Origin of the sequence: Bradyrhizobium sp., assembly GCF_004799445.1 — a bacterium.
Taxonomy (GTDB): domain Bacteria; phylum Pseudomonadota; class Alphaproteobacteria; order Rhizobiales; family Xanthobacteraceae; genus Bradyrhizobium.
In genome coordinates this window covers 13,216-34,070 of sequence record NZ_SSNA01000100.1, presented here as the reverse complement: position 1 = coordinate 34,070, position 20,855 = coordinate 13,216, and the positions used below count along the sequence as shown (strand labels likewise).

18 protein-coding genes and 1 tRNA gene are annotated in these 20,855 nt (G+C 64.2%); 7 read left to right on the top strand and 12 right to left on the bottom strand.

The window, feature by feature from the left end:
• Positions 1-98 precede the first annotated feature (98 nt).
• Positions 99-1,100, top strand: coding sequence for an NADP-dependent oxidoreductase (locus tag E8A46_RS13665; RefSeq protein WP_291561435.1), 1,002 nt, complete (start codon positions 99-101; stop codon positions 1,098-1,100).
• Here the strand turns inward: E8A46_RS13665 and E8A46_RS13660 are convergent.
• Both E8A46_RS13660 and E8A46_RS13655 read right to left on the bottom strand, forming a co-directional pair.
• Positions 1,090-4,266: an efflux RND transporter permease subunit gene (locus tag E8A46_RS13660; RefSeq protein WP_291561433.1), complete on the bottom strand. Its 3,177-nt coding sequence runs from the start codon at positions 4,264-4,266 to the stop codon at positions 1,090-1,092. The genes E8A46_RS13665 and E8A46_RS13660 overlap by 11 nt on opposite strands.
• An 8-nt stretch (positions 4,267-4,274) precedes the next feature.
• Entirely contained in the window at positions 4,275-5,468 is a 1,194-nt protein-coding gene (locus tag E8A46_RS13655) for an efflux RND transporter periplasmic adaptor subunit (protein WP_291561430.1), read from the bottom strand.
• Between the two features lie 342 nt (positions 5,469-5,810).
• Here E8A46_RS13655 and E8A46_RS13650 point away from each other — a divergent pair, with 342 nt between their 5' ends.
• Both E8A46_RS13650 and E8A46_RS13645 read left to right on the top strand, forming a co-directional pair.
• Entirely contained in the window at positions 5,811-6,959 is a 1,149-nt protein-coding gene (locus tag E8A46_RS13650) for an FAD-dependent monooxygenase (RefSeq protein ID WP_291561428.1), read from the top strand.
• Positions 6,959-8,581, top strand: a complete 1,623-nt coding sequence (locus tag E8A46_RS13645) for a benzoate-CoA ligase family protein (protein WP_291561548.1) — start codon at positions 6,959-6,961, stop codon at positions 8,579-8,581. Before E8A46_RS13650 ends, E8A46_RS13645 begins: the two co-directional genes overlap by 1 nt.
• A gap of 147 nt (positions 8,582-8,728) precedes the next feature.
• On the opposite strand, the gene E8A46_RS13640 is transcribed toward E8A46_RS13645, so the two are convergent.
• From E8A46_RS13640 to maiA, 3 genes are read right to left on the bottom strand one after another with little or no spacing between them, the layout of a single operon-like run.
• Positions 8,729-9,922, bottom strand: coding sequence for a 3-hydroxybenzoate 6-monooxygenase (locus E8A46_RS13640; protein WP_291561426.1), 1,194 nt, complete (start codon positions 9,920-9,922; stop codon positions 8,729-8,731).
• Positions 9,922-10,431: a MarR family transcriptional regulator gene (locus E8A46_RS13635; RefSeq protein ID WP_291561424.1), complete on the bottom strand. Its 510-nt coding sequence runs from the start codon at positions 10,429-10,431 to the stop codon at positions 9,922-9,924. Before E8A46_RS13635 ends, E8A46_RS13640 begins: the two co-directional genes overlap by 1 nt.
• The gene (maiA, locus tag E8A46_RS13630; protein ID WP_291561546.1) at positions 10,421-11,053 is read right to left on the bottom strand and encodes a maleylacetoacetate isomerase; all 633 of its coding nucleotides are present in this window, start codon (positions 11,051-11,053) and stop codon (positions 10,421-10,423) included. Before maiA ends, E8A46_RS13635 begins: the two co-directional genes overlap by 11 nt.
• A gap of 115 nt (positions 11,054-11,168) precedes the next feature.
• On the opposite strand from maiA, the gene gtdA reads away from it, so the two are divergent.
• Positions 11,169-12,209, top strand: coding sequence for a gentisate 1,2-dioxygenase (gene gtdA / locus E8A46_RS13625; RefSeq protein WP_291561422.1), 1,041 nt, complete (start codon positions 11,169-11,171; stop codon positions 12,207-12,209).
• Positions 12,210-12,380: 171 nt separating this feature from the next.
• On the opposite strand, the gene E8A46_RS13620 is transcribed toward gtdA, so the two are convergent.
• The 4 genes from E8A46_RS13620 to E8A46_RS13605 form a co-directional block, all read right to left on the bottom strand.
• A complete protein-coding gene (locus tag E8A46_RS13620; protein WP_291561419.1) occupies positions 12,381-13,214 on the bottom strand; it encodes an ABC transporter permease in 834 nt (277 codons plus the stop codon).
• Positions 13,207-13,980: an ATP-binding cassette domain-containing protein gene (locus E8A46_RS13615; RefSeq protein ID WP_291561417.1), complete on the bottom strand. Its 774-nt coding sequence runs from the start codon at positions 13,978-13,980 to the stop codon at positions 13,207-13,209. The genes E8A46_RS13620 and E8A46_RS13615 overlap by 8 nt, the downstream gene beginning before the upstream one ends.
• A 168-nt stretch (positions 13,981-14,148) precedes the next feature.
• Entirely contained in the window at positions 14,149-15,153 is a 1,005-nt protein-coding gene (locus E8A46_RS13610; protein ID WP_291561415.1) for an ABC transporter substrate-binding protein, read from the bottom strand.
• A 184-nt stretch (positions 15,154-15,337) separates the two neighbouring features.
• Positions 15,338-16,702, bottom strand: a complete 1,365-nt coding sequence (locus E8A46_RS13605) for an FAD-dependent oxidoreductase (protein WP_291561413.1) — start codon at positions 16,700-16,702, stop codon at positions 15,338-15,340.
• A gap of 173 nt (positions 16,703-16,875) precedes the next feature.
• On the opposite strand from E8A46_RS13605, the gene E8A46_RS13600 reads away from it, so the two are divergent.
• Genes E8A46_RS13600 through E8A46_RS13590 form a run of 3 tightly spaced genes read left to right on the top strand, consistent with a single transcriptional unit; the run spans position 16,876 to position 18,183 of the window.
• Positions 16,876-17,268, top strand: coding sequence for a 2-dehydropantoate 2-reductase N-terminal domain-containing protein (locus E8A46_RS13600; RefSeq protein WP_291561411.1), 393 nt, complete (start codon positions 16,876-16,878; stop codon positions 17,266-17,268).
• A 9-nt stretch (positions 17,269-17,277) separates the two neighbouring features.
• Positions 17,278-17,850: a ketopantoate reductase C-terminal domain-containing protein gene (locus tag E8A46_RS13595; protein WP_291561409.1), complete on the top strand. Its 573-nt coding sequence runs from the start codon at positions 17,278-17,280 to the stop codon at positions 17,848-17,850.
• 45 nt (positions 17,851-17,895) lie between these two features.
• Positions 17,896-18,183 carry a hypothetical protein gene (locus E8A46_RS13590; RefSeq protein ID WP_291561407.1) on the top strand — a complete coding sequence of 96 codons (288 nt, stop codon included), beginning with the start codon at positions 17,896-17,898 and terminating at the stop codon, positions 18,181-18,183.
• Positions 18,184-18,199: 16 nt separating this feature from the next.
• On the opposite strand, the gene E8A46_RS13585 is transcribed toward E8A46_RS13590, so the two are convergent.
• The 3 genes from E8A46_RS13585 to E8A46_RS13575 all read right to left on the bottom strand — a co-directional run bounded on the left by E8A46_RS13585 (position 18,200) and on the right by E8A46_RS13575 (position 20,821).
• Complete coding sequence (locus tag E8A46_RS13585; RefSeq protein ID WP_291561404.1) at positions 18,200-18,877, bottom strand: alpha/beta family hydrolase; 678 nt, start codon at positions 18,875-18,877, stop codon at positions 18,200-18,202.
• Between the two features lie 19 nt (positions 18,878-18,896).
• On the bottom strand, positions 18,897-20,585 hold the full coding sequence (locus E8A46_RS13580) for a cache domain-containing protein (protein WP_291561402.1): 1,689 nt from the start codon (positions 20,583-20,585) through the stop codon (positions 18,897-18,899).
• A gap of 159 nt (positions 20,586-20,744) precedes the next feature.
• Positions 20,745-20,821, bottom strand: a tRNA-Arg gene (locus E8A46_RS13575).
• Positions 20,822-20,855 lie beyond the last annotated feature (34 nt).

Sequence of the window (20,855 nt, the reverse complement as noted above, 5' to 3'; positions counted from 1 at the left end):
CCGCCGTTTAGCGTTCTACGCAACGCACAATCGGCGGCTGCGCGTTTATTGCGCGCCGACTGCATCAAGAACAGCCATCTCAACGGGAGGGAATTGTCATGAGTGACGGTGTCAATCGCCAGGTCCTGCTCAAGGAAAAGCCGACCGGAAAACTTGGACCCGAGCATTTCAAAATGACTGAAGGCGCTATCCCCGAACCCGGCGATGGCGAGGCGTTGCTGCGGGTGCGTTATATCTCGCTTGATGCCGCCAACCGGGCGTGGATGCATGGCGCGACCTATCGCGCGGCCGTCGAGCCCAATACGGTCATGGCCGGCGGCGGCATCGCCGAAGTCGTCTCATCAAAGGCGCCGGGACTTTCGCCCGGCGACATCGTGTTCGGCGATACCGGCTGGCAGGATTACGCGGCGGTGCCGGCAAAGCATTTGGCGAAAATGCCGAAGATCGAACCGATGACGCATTTGCTCAGCGTCTACGGCGTCGCCGGCCTCACCGCCTATTTCGGACTGCTCGACGTCGGCAAGCCGAAGGCCGGGGAGACCGTGGTGGTCTCGGCTGCCGCCGGCTCGGTGGGCTCGATCGTCGGCCAGATCGCCAAGATCAAGGGCTGCCGCGTCGTCGGCATTGCCGGCGGCAAGGACAAATGTCACTGGCTGACGTCCGAACTCGGCTTCGATGCCGCGGTCGATTACAAGGACGGTGCGGTGTTCAAGGCGCTCAAGGCCGCGGCGCCCAATGGCATCGATGTCTATTTCGACAATGTCGGCGGCGACATTCTCGAAGCCTGCCTGGCGCAGATGAACAATCGCGGCCGCATCGCCTGCTGCGGCGCGATCTCGCAATATGACGGCGCGCCGTCAGCCACCGGGCCACGCGGCGTGCCCGGCCTGATCGTGGTCAAGCGCCTGACCATGCAGGGCTTCATCGTGATGGACTTCATGGATCGGCGCAACGAGGCGCTGCGCGACCTGCAATCATGGGTCGCCTCCGGCAAGCTCAAGGTGCAGGAGGACGTCATCGAGGGCCTGGAGAACACGCCGAAGGCGCTGATCGGACTACTCGCCGGCGAAAACCGCGGCAAGCGGATGATCAGGGTGTAGACGTGGCGCCCGGCGACTGCGGAATCGGTTGCGTCGCCGGTGTTTTTCTCTTTCGCTCCGCGAGCCAATTCTCGAAGCGCTGAACCACGATAAAAAACGTCGGGACGAACAGCACGGCGAGGCAGGTCGAAGCGATCATTCCTGAAAACACGGTGATACCGATCGACTTGCGGGCGCTGGCGCCGGCGCCGCTGGCGGTGACCAGCGGCAGCACGCCGAGAATGAAGGCGAACGATGTCATGAGGATCGGCCGGAAGCGCGCCCGCGCCGCCTCGACCGCGGATTCCAGCAACGGCTTGCGGTCGCGCACATGCAGCTCCAGGGCGACTTCGACGATGAGAATGGCGTTCTTCGCCGACAGCGCGATCAGCAAGATCAGCCCGATTTGCGTATAGAGATTGTTCTCGATTCTTAGTCCGGTGAGCACGGCCATCGGGCCGAGCAGTGACAGCGGCACGGCCAAAATGACCGAGATCGGCGCGAGCCAGCTTTCATATTGCCCGGCCAGCACCAGATAGACCAGCAGCAACGCAAGGCCGAACGTATAGTAGATCTGGTTGCCGACGGACTTCTCCTGATACGACATCGCCGTCCACTCGTAGCCCGTGCCCGGCGGCAAGGTCTTGGCCGCGATCTGTTCCATCAGCGCCATCGACTGACCGGAGCTGTAGCCCTGGGCCGGCAGGCCGATGATGGTCGCGGACGGATAGAGGTTATACAGGCTGATCAGCGAAGGACCTACCGACGGCGTGATGGTCGCCAGCGTGCCCAGTGGGACCATGTCGCCCTGCTGGTTGCGGACCATCAGATTTTCAATATCCCGCAGCGCCAGGCGAAATTGCGAATCCGCCTGGGTGTAGACCTGGAAGGTGCGGCCGAACCTGGTGAACTGGTTGACGTAGGACGATCCCAGATAGGAGGCCAGCGTCGAGAACACCTGATCGGTGGTGACATGCAGGGTCTGGGTCTTGACGCGGTCGACCTCGACGTCGAACTGCGGAACCGACGAACGAAACGGCGAACTGACGCGCTGCAGCGCGCTTTGTGTCTGCGCATTGGCCACGACCGCGTCGGTGATGGCTTGCAGCTTGGCGAAGTCGGAATTGCCGTCGCGCAATTCAACCTGCATGGCGAAGCCCGCGGCGTTGCCGATGCCCTGAATCGGCGGTGGCGGGATCACCAGGATCCGCGCTTGCTGGATCTCCGCCAGCTTCGCGTTCAGGCCAACGAACAGCGACCGCAGATCCTGGCCGGGTCCGCGTGCACTCCATTCCTTCAGGATCAAATAGGCGACCCCGGCATTGGCGAGGCTTGAACTGCCGTCGAGGGCCGACAGGCCGGCGATGCTGATCACCTGCTCGACCCCGGGGGTCTTACCGGCGATTTCGCTGACCTGGTCCAGCACACGCTGGGTGCGATCGAGCGCCGCGCCATCGGGCAACTGCACGGCGACCAGCAGATAGCCTTGATCCTCGATCGGAATGAAGCCGGTCGGCACCCGCGACAGGCCGTAGCCGCCGATGCCGATCAGGACCAGGGCAATGATCACCGACAGATTGCTGTGCGCGGACATCCGGCCGATCAACCCGGCGTAGCCGCGCTCGAGGCGGTTATAAACCGAGTTGAAGCCGCGGTAGAACCAGTTGCGCTGGCCCATTGGCACCGGCCGGCGCAGCCACAGCGCGCATTGGGTCGGTTTCAGCGTGGCCGCGTTGACGGCGCTGAGTAGCGCGGTCGCGGCGATCACCAGCGCGAACTGCGCATACATGCGGCCGGTCAGTCCCGGCAGGAACGCCGCCGGCAGAAACACCGATATCAAAACCAGCGTGATCCCGATGATCGGCGCGAACAGGGCGTCCATCGCGCTGATCGCGGCGTCATGACCGGACATTCCCTTTTCGATGTTGTGGGCGGCACCTTCGACGACGACGATGGCGTCGTCCACCACGATGCCGATCGCGAGCACTATCGCAAACAATGTCGACAGGTTGATGGTGAACCCGAGCGCCGCCATCGCCGCGAACGCACCGATGATGGTCACCGGCACGGTGGTCGCCGGGACCAGCATCGCGCGCCAGTCCTGCAGGAAGACAAGGATCACGACGAGAACCAGCAAGCCGGCTTCGATCAGCGTCTTGTAGACCTCGTTGATCGACTCCGAGACGAACTTGGTGGTGTCGAACGGCGTGTCGTATCTGACGTCCTGCGGAAACTGCGCCGCCAGCTCGGCCATCTTTTTCTTCACCGCCTTCTCGACTTCAAGCGCGTTGGCGCCGGGAGACTGGAACACGCCGATGCCGGTGGCCGGCTTCTTGTTGAGCGAGAATATCTGGCTGTAGGTCTGCGCACCGAGCTCGACATGGCCAACGTCGCGGACCCGGGTCACGTCGCCATTGTTGCCGGTCTTGACGACGATAGCTTCGAACTGGCTCGCGTCGTCGAGCTGGCCGTTGACGTTCAGCGTATATTGGAACGCCTGTCCGGGGGGCGTCGGCGGCATGCCGACCTGCCCCGCGGTCACCTGCTGGCTCTGCTGCTGGATCGCCTGGATGACGTCCTGCGGCATCAGCCCGCGCGCCTGCAGCTTGTTCGGATCGAGCCACACCCGCATCGAATACTGGCCGGCGCCGAACACCGTCACATTGCCGACCCCCGGCAACCGCGATAGCTCGTCCCGGATACTGATGGTGGCGTAATTGCTGAGGAAAAGACCGTCGTAGGTCGCGTTCGGGGAAGTCAGCGTCACGAACAGCAGGATCGCCGTCGACTTCTTCTGCACGGTGACGCCCTGGTTCTGAACCGACTGCGGCAGCGACGACAGCGCGCTCGACACCCGGTTCTGCACCAGCACCTGCGCGAAGTTGAGGTCGGTGCCGATCTTGAAAGTGACCGTGAGCGTGTAGGTGCCGTCGGCGCCGCTATAGGACTGCATATAGATCATGTCCTCGACACCGTTGACTTGCTGCTCGATCGGCAGCGCCACGGTATCGATGACGGTCTTGGCGCTGGCGCCAGGATAACGCGTCGTGACCTGCACCGTCGGCGGCACAACGTCCGGATACTGCGCGACGGCAAGGCTGAACAATGCCACGCCGCCGATCAGGATCATCAGGATCGCGATCACGTTGGAAAGAACCGGCCGCTCGATGAAGAATTTCGAAATCATGCTCGGCCCTAATTCGATGTCGCTTGGCTCGGCTCGATTTTCTGCAGTTGCGGATCGACCTTTTGTCCGGGGATTGCACGCAGCAGCCCGGCGATGACGACACGGTCCTCGGCATTGAGACCGCTTTCGATGACGCGCAAGTCACCCTCGACCGGCCCGGTCCGGACCTTGCGCTGCTCAACGACATTGTCGCCGTTCACCACGAGCAGATAGCGTCCGGCCTGATCGCTGCCCAACGCCGCGTCCGGCACGAGCAGCGCGTTTGGCTGCTGATCAAGGGGAACACGGACACGAACGTAATAGCCGGGCAGCAATATACGGTCGGCATTCGGCAGAACGCCGCGCACCGCAAGCGTGCCGGTCGACTGGTTGATCGTCGGCGCGGCATAATCGAGCTTGCCAGTGTGCGGATAGCCGCTCTCGGTCTGCAGCCCGATCTCGATCGGCAACTGCGTGAGATCGTTCGTCGTCAGTCCCCGCCGCTTGGCCTCAGCCCGGATTCGCAGCACATCCTGTTCGTTGACGGTGAAGTTCACGTAGATCGGGTCAAGCTGCACGATGGTCGCGAGCTGGGTCGGCGACGCCGCGCCGACGAGTTCTCCCACCGAGACCAGGTGCGCGCTGACAATGCCGTCGAATGGCGCGACCACATTGGTATAGCCGAAATTGACCTGCGCGATCTTGGTATTGGCCTGAGCTTGCTGCAGGTTGGCCTGGGCATTATCGCGTGAAGACGTCGACGTATCCAGCGTCGCCTGCGAGACGGCTTGCCGGGCGACCAGATCAACCTGACGCTTGTAGTCGGCTTCGGCCTGCTTCAGCGATGCCTGCGCGCCGGCCTCGGCCGCTTGCGCCTGCTCCACCTTGAGCTTGTAGGTTTCGGGCTCGATCGTGAACAGCGTCGCGCCTTCCTTCACGAAGGTGCCATCCTTGTAGTTGATCGATTGCAGGATGCCCTGCACCCTGGCCACGAGATCGACCGTCTGAATGGGTGCGGTGTTGCCGGTGGCCTCGAGAAAACGCGTGATGTTCTGCCGCAGCGGCTGGCCGACGTCGACCTTCGGCGGCGGCGGCGGCACGAAGGTATTTTGTTCGCAGGCGCCTAACGCGGCGAATAACGGTATCGCGAGCGCAATCTGGCCGATAGCGACGGCTGCAGGCCTTGTGCGACCATTCAGCCTGGAGCCTGCTGGCAACCGCATCGGCTTCATCCCGGCCTCCAACTGTCTCGCTCAGAGGGGCGCTTCCGCCATCCAAGGATAGCAACAATCCGCTCACGGCGAAACTCGAAAGAAAATGATGCCGTTCGCTGGATTTTAGTCGACCTTTCAACGCTTCGATCCGATTGATGCGGCACGGCGTTGCGAAAAATCTGCTTCGGGTGCGAACCCGATCGGCTGTGGCACCAGTCTCGCCAGACGGGCGTGTATGCCGGAGAGGCTGCGAGATGCCGCATTCGTCGAATAATTCCTCTGGCGCGGTCGCCCGGCACGGATTATTCTCGGGCCAATTCGTCAGTATACTGTCGATCAGGGAGGGAAGGCGTGCGCATCGCCGTCATCGGCGGAGGCCCCGGCGGCCTCTACTTCAGCTATCTCTGGAAGAAGCGCCACCCCGACGCGCAGATCGATCTGTTCGAACAGAACGCTGCCGGCGCCACCTGGGGCTTCGGCGTGGTGTTCTCCGAGCAGGCGCTCGAATTCCTGCGCGCCGATGATCCCGACACGGTCGATGCGATCACGCCAAGGATGGAGAGCTGGCGGAACATCACGCTCCATTTGCGCGGCGAAAGCGTCGAGATCGACGGCGTCGGCTTTTCCTCGATCGGCCGGCTCGAGCTGCTCGGTATCCTGCAGGCGCGCGCGGCTTCGGTCGGGGTCGCACCGCGCTACGGCACGCCGATCACCTCCGTCGACCAGCTGGCCGGCTACGACCTGATCGTCGCGGCCGATGGCCTGAACTCGCTGGTGCGCCGCGCCTTCGAGGGCGATTTCGGCACCTCGCTGTCCTACTCGGCCAACAAATTCGCCTGGTATGGCACCACGAAGCGGTTCGAAACGCTGTCGCAGACCTTCGTGAAAACCGACCTCGGCACCTTCAACGCCCATCACTACCGCTATTCGCCCGGCATGAGCACGTTCCTGGTCGAATGCGATTTGCCGACCTGGCAGCGTTACGGCTTTGCCGACAAGACGGTCGATCAATCCAAAGCTATTTGCGAGCAGGTGTTCGCCGCCACCCTCGACGGCCATGAACTGGTGTCGAACAAATCGGTCTGGCGCAATTTTCCGTGGATCTGGAACGAGCGCTGGTCATTCAAAAATATGGTGCTGATCGGCGACGCCCTGCACTCGGCGCATTTCTCGATCGGATCGGGAACGCGGCTCGCCATCGAGGACGCGATCGCGCTCACCAAGGCGTTGGAAGCGGAGCTCGACGTGGCCGCAGCACTTGGCCGCTACATGCGCGAGCGCCAGCCGATCGTCAAGAAGCTGGTAACCGCGGCGCGCACCAGCGCCGACTGGTATGCGCAATTCCCCGAGCACATGCAGCTCGAGCTGATGGATTTCGCCTATAGCTACATCACCCGCTCCGGGCGGATCGATGACGCGCGCCTGCGCGCGATGTCGCCCGGCTTCATGGCGGGCTACGAGGCATCGCGGCGGCTTTCCGCAGGCGGAGGCAAGGCATGATGTCGTCCAGGCCGCCTGAGATCATCGATCAGGTCGCAGCCGACAGTCCCGGCGCGCGCGAAATCGGCTTTTCGATTCCGCAAACCTATAATGCGAGCCGCATCCTGTTCGACAATCTCGGCAACGGCCGCAGCGACCGGCTGGCACTTACCGGGCCTGCCGGGACGCGCAGCTATTGTGAGCTTTGCGCCGAGGCCTCGCAATGGGGCCACGGCTTTCTCTCGCTCGGGCTCAAGCGCGGCGACCGTATTCTGATGTTTCTGGACGATACGCCGGCCTATCCGGCGGCGTTTTTCGGCGCGGTTCGCGCCGGCTTGGTGCCGCTTTTGATCAACACGCTGACGCCGCCGGACCTGCTGCAGTTTTACCTGTCGGATTCCGCCGCCACGGTCGCCGTTGCCGACGCCGAGTTTTGCGCACGTTTCGACCGCACGGCCTGCGCGGATACCGCCTTGCGCACCCTGATCGTGGTCAACGGCACGGCGAGCGAGCAGGCGGTGCCGAACATCATCGTCGCGGAGCGATGGCTGCCGGCATTTCCCGCCGATCTGGCCGAGGCTGCTACCGATCGCAACGAGATGGCGTTCTGGATGTATTCGTCGGGCTCGACCGGCCGGCCCAAGGGCATCGTCCATCTGCAGCACGACATGGCCTATAGCGATCTGGCCTTCGCGCAGAACGTTCTGAAGCTCGAATCCAGCGACATCTGCTTTTCCGTACCGAAGATGTTCTTCGCCTATGGTTTCGGCAATTCCATCACCTTTCCGTTCGCCGCGGGGGCGGCGACCCTGCTGCTGCCTGGCCAGCCGAAACCCCAGGCGATCTTCGAGGCGATCGAGCGTTATCGTCCCAGCGTGTTTTTCGGACTGCCGACGCTCTATACGTCCCTGACCAAAGCCGAAGGCGCGGCGGATACCGATTTTTCCTCGCTGCGCATGGCGCTGTCCGCCGCCGAGGTGCTGTCCGTCGAGGTATTCAACGGCTGGAAGGCGCTGACTGGCCTTGAGATCATCGAAGGCCTCGGCTCCACGGAAGTGCTGCACATCTATCTGTGCAACCGGCCGGAAAAGAAGAAACTCGGCGCCGCCGGGCTTCGGGTGCCCGGCTATGAAATTGCCTTGAAAAGCAGCGACGGCCGCGAGGTCGGCGACAACGAGGAAGGCATTCTGTGGGTGCGCGGCGATTCCAACACGCCGCTGTACTGGAACCGGCCGGACAAGTCCGCCGAGACCATCCGCGAGAAGGGGTGGATCTACACCGGCGACCGTTTCGTGCGCGATGCCGACGGCTTTCACTTCTTCCGCGGCCGTGCCGACGACCTGATCAAGATCTCCGGCCAATGGGTCTATCCGCTCGAGGTCGAGCTTTGCCTCGCCGAACATCCGCAAGTGCGCGAATGCGCGGTGTTCGCGCTCGAACTGCCGGACCGGCGCATGACCCTGAAGGCCGTGGTCGTGATGAACAGCCGCAGCTTCGACGAGGGCGACGCGACCAAGATGCTGCAGGATTTCGTCAAGGCAAAGCTGTTGCCTTACAAATATCCGCGCGAGGTGAAATTCCTCGACGAGCTGCCGAAAACCGGAACGGGCAAGATCGACCGCCAGGCGCTGCTAAGGGTTTAGAGCTCAACCTATTTTTCGTCATTCCGGGATGCGCCTCTTGGCGCAGGCCCGGAATCCATACTCACGATGGTGGTTATGGATTCCAGGCTCGCTCGCTACGCTCGCGCCCCGGAATGACGATTCAAAGTCGTGCCTGCATGACGAATCCTACCCCTCCAGCCCCGTGCCGCCATAGAGCCAGGCGAGGTCGCGGTACCAATCCTCGGAGGTCTTCGCGCCCATGATGGCGTTGCGCAGGCGGGCGTGTTCGCCGGCCGGGTGGTAGATGTGCTCGCCGATGGCGCGGGACATCAGTTGCACGCGCGCGGTGCGCGGGAAGCGCTGCGCGCGGTATTGCTCCAGCGCGCTGGCGTGATCGCCGGGGTGGCTGCCCAGCATGTGCGACAGGCACACCGCATCTTCCATCGCCTGGCAGGCGCCTTGCGCGAAATATTGCAGCATCGGGTGGGCGGCATCGCCGAGCAGCGCGACGCGACCGTCGATCCAGCGCTCGGTCGGATCACGATCGCACAACACCCACAGCTTCCAGTTCTTGCCGTGGCGGATGAGTTTCTGCGCGCGCGGATGGATATGGGTAAAACCCTTCATGACTTCTGCTTCGGAAACCGGTTGCCCGGCCACCGGCTTTGGCGCATCGTTGTGATAGGTGACGACGAGGTTGAACACCTTCCAGCCCGACAGCGGATAGTGCACGAGGTGGCATTTCGGGCCGGCCCACAGCGTGGCCGCGTTCCAGCGCAGGTCTTCCGGCATCTCTTCGGTCGGGATCACCGAACGATAGGTGGTGTGGCCGGACACCCGCGGCGGACCATCGGCGGTGACCTGCTTGCGGATATTCGACCACAGCCCGTCGGCGCCGATCAGAAGCGAACCGGTGACGCGATCGCCGGTGGCGAGATGCGCCGTCACCGACGATCCGTCCTGATCGTAACCCAGAACCTCGGAACTGACGCGCAGATCGATCAGCGCGTGGCCCCGGCATGCCCGCAGGAACACGCCATGCAGATCGCCGCGATGCACCACCGCGTATGGATTGCCGAATCGCGCGCGAAAGGCCTCGCCCAGATCGACATGGGTGATCTCTTCGGCGGTGAGCGCATCCATCAGCCGCATCTGGTCGACATAAACCGCCATGCCGCGCGCGGCCTCGCCGACGCCGAGATAATCGAAGGCGTGGAAGGCGTTGGGACCGAGCTGGATGCCGGCGCCGATCTCGCCCAGCGTCGCCGATTTTTCCAGCAGGATTGACGCAATGCCCTTTTGCGCGAGGCCCAGCGCCGCGGCGAGACCGCCGATGCCGCCGCCCGCGATTAATACCGGCCGCGCGCCTCCGGATGCCATCAGCTCGCCTTGCCGAGATGTTCGAGCGCGTCTTCGGCGCGCAACGGCACCCGCGACGCCTCGTTGTTGAGATCGACCAGTTGCGCCAGCAGCGCCAATAGCGCCTTGCGGTCGGCCGGCTTCAACGGCTGCAGCATGCGCGCCTGCGCGCGGTCGACCGACGGCATGATCTCGCGCAGCACGCTGGCGCCGATCCGGGTCAGGTGCAGCAGCTTGACCCGCTTGTCCTCACGCGCCGGCTTTCGCTCGACATAGTTCTTCGCCTCCAGCCGCTCGATCACGCTGCCCAGCGTCGAGCGGTCGAAGGCGATCACCGCGGAGAGCCGCGTCGCGTCGATCCCCGGATGGGTGCGGATCGCGACCAGCGCGGCATATTGCACCGGCGTCAGATCGAAGGGCCTGCACTCCTCCATGAACAACGCGACCGCGATCTGCTGCATCCGGCGAAACAGATAGCCCGGCGCGGAGTAGACCGCGTCCATGGTGACGGTGGCTGGCTTACTCGGCATCGGGCTGTCGCTCCGGCGCGGCGTCGGCGAACGCCTTGAGGTCTTTGGCGGCGTCCTCGGCCCTGAGCAGGCGCGGAAAGGCGGCCAGATCGACGCCGAAGCGTCGCGCATTGGCCAGTTGCGGCACCAGGCAGAGATCGGCGATCGTGGGCGCCGCACCAAAGCAGAACGGACCGGGTTCACCGGCGATCAGCTGTTCGCAGGCCGCAAGACCTTCGCGGTTGGCCCATGCCGCCCAGCCCGTCACCTGTTCATCGCCCACACCGAGCTCGCGCAGCCGCGACAGCACTTTGAGATTTTGCAGCGGATGGGTGTCGCAGGCGATCACTTGCGCAAAGGCGCGGACGCGGGCGCGGCGCAGCGGGTCCTTCGGCAACAGCCGGGGTTTCGGGTGGGTTTCATCCAGCCATTCGATGATGGCGAGCGACTGGGTCAGGATCGTGCCGCGGTCGTCCTGCAGTGTCGGCACCAGCCCCTGCGGGTTGATCGCCAGATAGCTCGGCTCGCGCTGTTCGCCCTTGCGCAGGTGATGCGGCAAATGTTCCGCATTTAACCCCTTCAGGTTCAATGCAATTCTGACCCGGTAGGACGCGCTGCTGCGGAAATAGCCGTGCAGCTTCATCTCAAACCTCCCTGGAATTTTCTCGCCGGCCTTGGCGTGGCCGTGATTGACGCTAGCCATATTGTAAGTATGCTGTCAATCAAGCGACGCAACAAGAACCGCAGGGAGGCTGGCCATGGAAGCCGTAACCAAGACGCCGGAACGCGAGGCGTTCTACAAGAAGATCGACGGCGAAAATCTTTCCGCGCTGTGGAACGTGCTCGGCGATCTGGTGACGCCGGAGCCGAGAAGCGCCTGCCGCCCTCACTTGTGGAAATTCGACGCGATCCGCGACTACATGACCGAAGCCGGCAAGCTGATCACCGCCAAGGAAGCCGAGCGGCGGGTGCTGGTACTGGAAAACCCCGGGCTGCGCGGGCAATCGAAAATCACGACGTCGCTGTTTGCCGGCGTGCAGATGGTGATTCCCGGCGACGTCGCGCCGGCACACCGGCACAGCCAGTCGGCGCTGCGCTTCGTGCTAGAGGGCAAGGGCGCCTACACCTCGGTCGATGGCGAGCGCACCGCGATGGAGCCCGGCGACTTCGTCATTACGCCGTCGATGACCTGGCATGACCATTCCAACGAGACCTCCGAACCGATGTTCTGGCTGGATGGCCTCGACATTCCGATGGTGCAGTTCTTCGACGCCTCGTTCGCGGAAACCGCCGGCGAAGATCAGCAGAAGATCACCCGCCCGGCCGGCGACAGTTTCGCCCGCTATGGCCACAACCTGCTGCCGGTCGACGAGAAGCGCAAATCGAAGACCTCGCCGATCTTCAACTATCCCTATGCCTACACCCGCGAGGCGCTGGAACAGGCCAAGCTGCGCGACGAATGGGACGCCTGCCACGGCCTGAAGCTAAAATTCTCCAATCCCGAGACCGGCGATTTCGCGATGCCGACGATCGGCACCTTCATCCAGCTATTGCCGAAGGGCTTCAAGACGGCGCGCTATCGCGCCACCGATGCCACGGTGTTCGCGGCAATCGAGGGCAAGGGACGTTCGCGGATCGGCGAGCAGAGTTTCGAATGGGGCCCGCGCGACCTGTTCGTGGTGCCGAGCTGGCAGTGGGTCACCCACGAGGCCGACACCGACTCCGTGCTGTTCAGTTTCTCCGACCGCCCGGTGCAGCAGAAGCTCGATCTGTTCCGCGAAGACCGCGGCAATGCGTGAGACGGGCCTCGCAAGGTCAGAGTCGCTTCACCTCGCCCCGCTTGCGGGGAGAGGTCGGAGACGAAGCGATAGCGAAGTCTCCGGGTGAGGGGGACTCTCCGCGAGTCCGGCTTTGCGGAGAATCCCCCTCACCCCAACCCTCTCCCCGCAAGCGGGGAGAGGGAGCAAAAGTCACCGCCAGTGCAGTAACCGCGTCTCCGCCCAGTTGATCAGCCGCCCGACCGCCAGGCCGAACAGCGACAGGACGACGACGCCGGCGAGCAGCTGATCGGTCTGCATCAGATTGCCGGCCTGCAGCACGAAGGCGCCGATGCCGTATTCGGCGCCGATCATTTCGGCGCTCACCACCAGCAGCAGCGCGATCGAGGCGGTGATGCGGAAGCCTGCGAGGATCGACGGCAATGCGCCCGGCCAGATCACCCGGCGCACGATGGCGTGGAACGGCACATTGAAACTCTGCGCCATCCGGATCAGGTTGCGCGGCACCGCGTCGACGCCGCTATAGACCGAGATCGCGGTGGAAAAGAACACCCCGAGCGCGATGGTGGCGATCTTTGGCTCCTCGCCGATCCCGAGCCACAGGATCAGCAGCGGCAGCAGCGCGATCTTCGGGATCGGAAACAGCGCCGAGATGAAGGTGATGCCGACGGAGCGCGCGAGACTCGACAGCCCAATGCCGAAGCCGACAATAATGCCGGCGACCGTCCCCAGAATCCAGCCCGTGACGATGCGCATGACGGAATAGGAAAGGTGCTGCCACAGCGCGCCCGAGACCGCGAGCTGCCAGATCGCGCGCAGGGTCGCAACGGGCGTCGGCAGGAACAGCGGATTGACGATGCCGGCGCTGCCAGCCGCTTGCCAGAGCCCGATTGCCAATAGCAGCGCAATCCAGCCTGCATGGCGGCCCGCCTTGGGCGAAAAACCCGCGCCGCGAAAGGCGACCGGCCGCAGCTCGGCCTTACCGGCTGGCGCAGGGCCGGCCTGGTCATGGGCGCGGTCAAGCATGCTGGACCTCGCGCTCGGCGTCGATCGCCTCCTCGCGGATCAGCGACCACAGCTCGCTTTGCAGCGCGAGCAGCTTTTCCCATGCCTGGATGTCGCCGCGCTCGGTGCGCGTCAGCGGGATGTTCACCACCTCGCGGACGCGGCCGGGCCGCCGCGACAGCACGACGATGCGGTCCGCCAGCCGCACCGCTTCCTCCAGATTGTGCGTCACATAGACCGCGCCCATCGAACCATCGGCGAGCAGCCTGACAAAATCCTCCATCAGCAATTCGCGGGTCTGCGAATCCAGCGCCGACAGCGGCTCGTCCATCAAAAGGATCGCGGGCCGCACGGCCAGCGCCCGGGCGATGCCGACCCGCTGGCGCATGCCGCCCGAGAGTTGTTTTGGAAGCGTGCCGCGGAAATCGGAAAGGCCGGTGCGGCGCAGGGCGTCGTCGACGATCGTCTTGCGTTCGCCCGGCGTCGGGCCGCTGTCCAGCAGCGGGAATTCGACATTCTCTTCCACCGTGCACCAGGGCAACAGCGCAAAATCCTGGAACACGAAGGTCAGCGGATTGAGGCTTTCGGGTGGCGGCGCGCCGCGCAATTCCGCGGCCCCCGCGCTCGGCTGCAGCAACCCGCCCAGGATCGACAGCAGCGTGCTCTTGCCGCAGCCGGACGGGCCGACGACCGCGACCACCTCGCCCGCGCCGACCGTGAACGATACGTCGTCGAGTACCTCGAGCGCGCCGAAGCGGTGGGTGATGTGGTCGGCGATGAGGTCCATATGTGTTCCGTTTGCGGCGCTCGTCCCGTATCCGGCCTTACTTGGCGTCATTGCGAGGAGCGAAGCGACGAAGCAATCCATTCTTTATCCGGCGCATGGATTGCTTCGCGGAGCTTATCATCGGGCGCGCATTTCGCACGACCCGTTGGCTCGCAATGACGTGGTACATCAATCCGGCTTCACATAGTCCCTGGCGATGATCGCGTCGACAGCAAATCCCTTGTCGACAAAACCCTGCGCCTGCAGCCATTCGATCTGGTTGGCGACGTTTTTCACATCGAGCTTGCCGTCGGGATCGATATAGGCACAGTTGCCGACCACCTGTTCAAGCGGCAAATTGGTGTATTTCGCGATGATCTCCAGGAGCGGCCTGGTCGTGTCGTTGACCGCCGCCCTGCCATCGGTGACGGAGGCGAGGATCACGTCATGATATTCGCGGTCGGCGCGCTCCAGTGCGCCCAGAAGTTTCGCCACCAGTGGCTTGTTGGCGAGTGTCTTCGGCGAAGCGAACACCGCACCGAGCTGCCACGGCGTCTCGTCGCCGACCCAGCCCAGTAATTTGGCTCCGCCATCGTCGATCAGCTTGCGCGCGGTCGAGGCCGGCAGCAGCGCGGCATCGACGGTTTCGCCTCTCAGCGCCGCCGCGGCGTTCGACAGCGACTGCATCGGCAGCACCTTGATGTCGGCAAGCCGGAAGCCGTATTTGTCGGCGAGCAGGCCGAGCGAATAGTGAAAACTGGAACCGACCTGTGTGACCGCGATGCGTTTCCCCGCGAGATCTTTGGGCGTCTTGAGGCCGCCAGCATAGGCGTTGTTGCTGGCGAAATAGCCGATCAGGGGATAGCCCGCCTTCTCCCGGCTCATGCCGCCGATCACCTTCAGCGTGCCCTTGCCGGCGAGGTTATAGAGTCCCGCGGTGAAGGCGGTGACGCCGAAATCAACGTCACCCGACGTGGTCGCGACCGCGATCGGCTGCGCGGCGTCAAAGAACTTCAAGTCGACAGCAAGGCCGGCGTCGCGGAAATAGCCCTTGTCCTGCGCGATGAACACCGGCGCCGACGACGACAGCCTGAGCACGCCGACCTTGGCCTTCAGCACATCGTCGGCCCGCGTGACTCCCGCGGCTGCGAGCAACAGAAGGACGGCCAAAGGGACCCGTGAAAACCATACCATCTAGCTTCCTTCGTCTTGTTCCAAACCCGCCGGGGTCGTCCCGGCGAACGCCGGGACCCATAACCACCGTCGGCTATCATGAAAGTTGGTCGCTGCCATCCTGCCCCAAAGACAAATCGCGGTGTATGGGTGCCGCTTTCGCGGGGACGACGAAAACGTGATTGGTCATTTCGGAACTCGCTGATCAGAGCCCCTCCGGCACGGCCTGATCCCGCCCGATGAAAGCCCCCTGTTGTTTCAACCGGTCCTGGAATTTGCTCACCGCGATATCGCGAGGGCTTGCATTGCCATCCAGCGCCAGGGCGGCGGCGGTGCCGGCGGCCTCACCCATCGCAAAGCAGGCGCCGGAGACGCGTGCCGCGGATTGGCCGTCATGGGTCATCGACGCGCAGCGCCCGGCCACCAGCAGATTGTCGAGGCCTTCGGGAATCAGCATGCGATACGGCAGCTCGTTGAAGCCGCGCGAGTCCGGGATCGGCGGGAAGGTGAAGATCACATCGCCCGCGACATGGGATTCCATCGGCCAGCCGTTGACGCCGATGCTGTCGTCGAACGACGCGCAGCCGTGCACGTCCTCGCCCGACAGCAGATAGCCGCCAACAATGCGCCTGGTTTCGCGGATACCGAGCTGCGGCGGCAGGTCGACGATGTAGGATTGCTCGAACCCGGGCACCGTGCGCAGGAATTCGAACGCGGCCACCGCCTGGCGGCGGCCCTCGATCTCGCCGCGCGTGAGATCGTCGGGATCGAGCCCGTTGATCGCGCTGCCGTCCTGGCGTGCCAATTGCGTGAAATTCACCCGCCATTCGATTGGCGAGCGCTGCGGCCGCACGATCGCGGCCTTGCGCGGGAAACGATGCGTGCCCGCGGCTTCGGCTTTTTCCATCAGCGCCGGGATCGTGCGCCAGGCTTCGCCGGCCTTGTCGGGATCGATGCCGTTGAGCCGGAACATCATCGAGGGATAGAGCATGCTGCCGTGGTTGTCGCCGATCTCATAGGGCGCACCGGCCCAGGCCGCAAGATCGCCATCGCCGGAGCAATCGATGAAGATGTCCGACGTGATCGCCTGACGGCCGGCCTTGGTCTCGACCATCAGCGCATGGATGCGCGTCGCGTCATGCATGACGACGCCGGCGCCAAGCGCGTGAAACAGCATGTCGACCTTGTGGACGGCCAGGAGATCGTCGGCCGCGATCTTGTAGGCCGCGGTGTCATAGGCCTGCGCCAGGATTTTTCCCAATATCAGATGCGGCGCGTTGAGGCCGCCGAGCCGGTCGATCCGCGCCAACAGTTCGGAAGCGACGCCCTGCACCACCCGATGCATCTGGCCGTACACATTGGCGTGAAGCCCGCAGAAATTGGTGACACCGGCGGCGGTGCCCATGCCGCCGTGAAAGCCATAGCGCTCGATCAACAACGTGCGCCGTCCCGCGCGCGCCGCTGCCACGCTAGCGGCGATCCCCGCCGGCCCGCCGCCGAGCACGGCGACGTCATATTCGCCGTAGAGCGGCACGCGGCGCGCGGGTTCTTCGATTGTATTGGCGGGCAAAGTGGGTTCCCGGATGATGGGTCGGCGATCATGCCTTGGCTGAGGAGATTTGGCTATCTTGGCGACACCAGCACCGGCCGTATGACCCGATCAAGGAACCGGTTGCGCTGTGGGCCGCGCTTGTGGAAACTGGAATCCCGGGCTGCTCGTCTTCAACAGGACACCCTCCTCCCATGCGCATCTGCATTTTCGGCGCGGGCGCCGTCGGCAGTCATTTTGCGGTCCGGCTGGCGCTGGCAGGGCATGAGGTTTCCTGCGTGATGCGCGGGCCGCATCTGGAGGCAACGAAGGCCAACGGCCTGACGCTGCGGGTCGGGGCGACCGAATTTTCCGCGCGGGTGAAGGCTTCGGACGATCCGGCGGCGCTGGGTCCGCAGCAGCTCGTCATTAGCACGCTGAAGGCCAACGCGCTCGAAAGCCTGGTCGCCGGGCTGCCGCCGCTGCTGCGCGACGATACGGCTGTGGTGTTCGCCCAGAACGGCATTCCCTGGTGGTACAACATCGGAATTTCACCCGGTCATCGGCCGGTGCCGGAGCTCGGCTTTCTCGATCCCGGCGGCCGGTAGCGCCAGGCGGTGGCGCGGCAGCGGATCATCGGCGGCGTGATCTTTTCGGCCAACGAGGTGATCGCGCCCGGCATCGTCATGAACCTCTCGCCCGAGCGCAACATGCTGCTGGCAGGGGAATGCGACGACCGCGCCAGCGCGCGGATCGAAGGCGTGAGGGCGGTGCTTAATGAAGCCTCCATCCAGTCACCCGTGACGCCGCGGATCAGGGAGGCGATCTGGTCCAAGCTCTTGACCAACATGTCGATGTCGGTGCTGTGCCTGGTGACCGGGCAAACCGCAAAAGCGGTCCGCGAGGATCCCGCGCTGGGCGATATCGTGCCGCGCCTGCTCGATGAAGCCAACAGCGTCAGTCAAAGCTGTTTCCCCGAGGTCAAGCGCGTTACCCGCTCCGGACCCGCACCCGACCACAAGCCGTCGCTGCTGCAGGATTACGAACGCGGCCGGGCGATGGAAATCGATGCGCTGGTGCGGGCACCGGCGGCGTTCGCCAGGGCGGCGGGACTGTCGACGCCGATGCTCGACATGCTGGCGGCGCTTGCCATCCGTCAGGCCCGCGACAAGGGGCTGTACCAGGGCTGAACGACCGTGCAAAAGCAGGATCATCGCCACACAGGATGCCGCACCATGCACGTCAGGAACAAGGTCTCGCCGGAGATGGGCGTGATGATATCCCTTCTGGCGTGCGCCGTGCTCATGCTCGTCACCGCTCCCGCTGTTGCCGTGGAGCAATGCCGGTTCATCCAGGCCAAGCCGGAGCGCGAGGCGTGTTACGCGCGTCAGGAGGCGGCGCTCGCCGCGAAGCGGAAACCTGAAATGGCTCCTCAAGCAAAGACGATGCAATCGCTGGAGCAGATGAAGCACGAGGACGAAGCGCTGAACCGGCAGCTGCACAGCATCTGCCGCGGCTGCTGAGCGGCTGACCTTTTCGTCAAATCTCGCCAACCCACACAGCGAACGCGTCCAGAATTTCATTCATGACGTCGCGGTCATTGCGCCCCGACCGCGCCAGCACGTGGAAGGAATGATCGGCGCCGTCGACCAGATGCAACCTGGCCGATGGCCCGATGCGCTCGACCACGGGTTCGAGCAGCGCCACCTCGGCGAGATTGTCGCGGGTGCCCTGCAGGAACAGCATCGGGATATGCACGTCGGCGAGGTGCTTAGCCCGGTCGCTGGATGGCTTGCCCGCTGGATGCAGCGGAAAGCCCAGGAACGCAAGACCACCAACGCCGTCGAGCGGCGCGGCCGCCTGCGCCTGCGAGGTCATGCGGCCGCCGAATGATTTGCCACCCGCGATCAAGGGCAGGCCCGGACAGCGCAGCCCGGCTTCCGCCACCGCGGCGCGCACGGCGGCGTGCGCGATGGCCGGCGGATCCGGCCGCTTGCTGCCCTTCTCCATATAGGGAAACTGATAGCGCAAGGTCGCGATGCCGCGTTCCCAAAGACCTTGCGCGACCGTCTCCATGAAAGAATGCGTCATCCCGGCGCCGGCGCCATGGGCGAAGACAAAGCATGCGCGGGCTTGCGCGGGGCGGTTCAGGAGCGCGGAGACCTGGCCCGCCTTGGCAATCTCGATGCTGAGCGGCTGCGGGGTGACGGCTTTCATCTCGTCTGCAACGGCCGCTTTAGGCGGCTGCCGAGCTGCGCACGGCGTTGACGATGACCCGACGCAGCGACGATACCGCGCCGGTGACATCGGCCGCGAAGCTGTGAACCCGCCCCGCCTCGTCACCCAAGCGCGTCGCCTCGCCCGACACCTCGGCAATCCGGGTTGAAACCTCGCGCGCGCCGTTGGCCGTCTCGGTGACGTTGCGGGCGATCTGGCTCGTCGCGGCATGCTGCTGCTCGATCGCCGCGGCAATCGAATTGGCAATTTCGTCGATCGTGCGCACGGTACCGCTGACCTCATCCATGCCGCGCACGGTCTCCTGCGTGATGCTCTGGATTTCGTTGATCTGGCGGTTGATCTCTTCCGTCGAGCGGGCGGTCTGGGTCGCGAGATTCTTCACCTCGCTGGCGACCACGGCAAAGCCCTTGCCGGCATCGCCGGCGCGCGCCGCCTCGATCGTCGCATTGAGGGCCAGGAGATTGGTTTGCGACGCGATCTCGGAGATCAGCGTGGTGACCTGGCTCACCCGGGCAACCGCCTCGGCCAGACTGGCGATCGTGGTGCGCGCCTGGTCGCTGCGGCCCACCGCGACGGTGGTGGCCTTGGTCGCATTGCTGACCTGGAGGCTGATCTCGTGGATCGAGCTGGACAATTGTTCGGTGGCGCTGGCGACGGTCTGCGCGTTGGCGAGGGCCAGCGCGGAGGCCGCCGCGACGGTCTGGGAGCTGGCGCCGACCAATCCCGCCGACCGGCTCATCACCGCCGCCGCTTCGGTCATCGCCGTCATCCGGCTGTCGAAGCCGGCGACCGCGCTGTCGGTTTCGGTCTCGACGGTCGTCACCATGCCGACCAGGGCTTCGCGGCGCGACGCTTCGGCATGGCTCTTCTGAACGTCGACCTCGGCGCGCAGGCGTTCGGCTTCCGCCGATTTCTCCTTGAACACCTGGAGCGCCCGCGCCACGGTGCCGATTTCGTCCTTGAGGCGCAAATCGCGCATGAATTCGCTCGACGGCGCATCGGACAGCGGCTGCTCGGTAAACTGCACCAGACGGCCGAGTGGCCGGGTGATCTGGCGCGACAACCAATAGGCACAGCCTATCATGAACAGGCCAACGGCGACCGCGATCGAGAAGAATTGCCAGGCCACTTCGGCGAAGCGCGCTTCGATATCGTCGACGAAGACGCTGGTGCTGATCGCCCAGCGCCAGGGGTCGAAGGCGATCGCATAGCTCAACTTCGTGACCGGGTCATTCGAGCCGGCGCGCGCCAGAGGGCTCAGCGCGATGACGGCGCCGGTGCCGCTGCGCGCGGCTTCGATCTGCTCTTTGATGATTTGCCTGCCGTTCGGATCGACGAAGCCGTAGAAGTTTTGCCCTTCGCGTTCGGGCTTTGCGCCATGCACGACGTTGACCCCGTCATAATCATGGACGTAGTAATATTCGCCGTTGCCGTAGCGCAGCTTCCGCAGCTGGTCCTTGACCAGCGTCTTGGCCGCGTCCTCGGTGAGCTCGCCGCTCTGCATGCGCGCATAGGCGCTCTTGACCATGGACACCGCGGTTTCGTCGAGGCGGCGCACCATCTCGACGCGTTCGGCGCTGATGGTCTGGTGAATCTTGTGGCTCGCGAGCCCGGCGAGGAAAGCGTAGCCGACAAAGATGACGACGGAAAACACCAGCAGCTTAGCGCCAATTCCAAATCTCGGCATTCGATAACTCCGCGTCCGGAATATCTGTCTGCCACTAATTCTTAAACCTGCCGTTAATCTTAAAGGCGATCGCGTGTCCGGTCACGGAAGCGTTATCCGGCTGCGAATTCGATCCCGGCCTTTGGTCCGAACTGAATCCGGCTCGACGTTCGGCTGGATTGGCGATCCCGGCATGACTCGAACATGCGACCTACGGTTTAGGAAACCGTCGCTCTATCCGGCTGAGCTACGGGACCGAAGCGCGCGCTGTCGAAAAGCGGCGCTTGCCCG